The sequence below is a fragment of the Acinetobacter sp. 228 genome, from assembly GCF_048147885.1.
In genome coordinates, this window is record NZ_JAYWYV010000353.1 from 1 (window position 1) to 1,248 (window position 1,248).

Genomic DNA, 1,248 nt, shown 5'->3' on the forward strand with positions numbered 1-1,248 from the left:
TGATTTTTTGCCATTTACCATCAATACACATTTTCGGTAAAGCGGCGAGACGATGGCGTCCTACACGACTTACATAAGATAAAGGTACAGAACATTCTGCTTGTCTAGAAGGAAGAGGAAGAGTTAACAGCGTCAAACCAGAGCTAAACGCTTGTTGAGTTGAACTTTGTTGGTCAAAAGAAAGTAAATATCCTTTGCCAGTCTCTTGCATATAAGCGTTGACGAAATTTTGTATCGCCAATCGGTTGGCAAGTTCTTGCATCTGACTACATCCTATTCAGAATCTTAAGCTTTTGTTTTAAAAAAATTTCTTTTTAACAATTTGTTAAAAACAACTGCTTAATCATATTTAGTTTATGATTTTTCTACTCAGCCAATGTAAGGCTAAGAATAATATTAATGATAATTATTATCATTTCATTATTCAACATGCTGAATAATTTTTATTTTTTTAATAACTTTTTGAAATTAAATATGTTTATTCTAAGAGTGATTACTTAATGTAAATTTCTTCACTAAATTTAACAATAGTATTAAATGATAATATTCTCATTTACAATAGGTTTTCATTATAAACCCGATTTGAGCCAACCCACTCCTGCTTAAATTAATAAGTAGTCACCTTTTCATAAATTTAATCAAGTAGGTCTACAAATTGCGCCGTTAATATTTGTGCTAAATCTTTAGGATTTACACCAATATCTAACCCTCTCTTACCGCCACTTACATAAATTTTGCTGAGCTCTTGTGCAGAGGCATCAATTACTGTCTTCAAACGTTTCTTTTGGCCTAAAGGACTAATTCCACCCACTAAGTACCCTGTTAAACGTTCGGCATCTTTAGGATTTGCCATCTGTAGTTTTTTACACCCCACTGCCGTAGCTACTTTTTTTAAATTGAGTTGATGGTTAACTGGTATAACCGCAACAAAATAATTTTTCTCATCGGTAACCAGAAGTGTTTTAAACACCTCATTTACATTAAGGTTTAATTTTTCCGCAGCTTCTAAGCCAAAACTTTTAGCATTTGCGTCATGTTCATACTCATGGATAGAAAATTCGATTTTGTTACTTTTTAACAGTCTACATGCAGGAGTCATAGGAGTTTAAATTTTAATGAAATGATGTTGATTATATTTATTTTAAGGAAAGTTTAAAATTTGCTTAGGCTATTTACATCATTTACATGAAAAATCAAACGAACACCGAACAAAAAACAATCTAAACTTGATATTGAGTAGATGACTCC

Annotated in this window: 1 protein-coding gene and 1 pseudogene; both read right to left on the reverse strand. The window is 31.8% G+C overall.

All coding sequences use genetic code 11. From position 1 onward, the window contains the following. Positions 1 to 262 (reverse strand): annotated as a pseudogene (locus VXQ92_RS18915) (siderophore biosynthesis protein); the annotation flags it as partial. Positions 263 to 634: 372 nt separating this feature from the next. Beyond that, the gene (gene ybaK, locus VXQ92_RS18920; protein ID WP_000186519.1) at positions 635 to 1,099 is read right to left on the reverse strand and encodes a Cys-tRNA(Pro) deacylase; all 465 of its coding nucleotides are present in this window, start codon (positions 1,097 to 1,099) and stop codon (positions 635 to 637) included. Between the last annotated feature and the right edge of the window lie 149 nt (positions 1,100 to 1,248).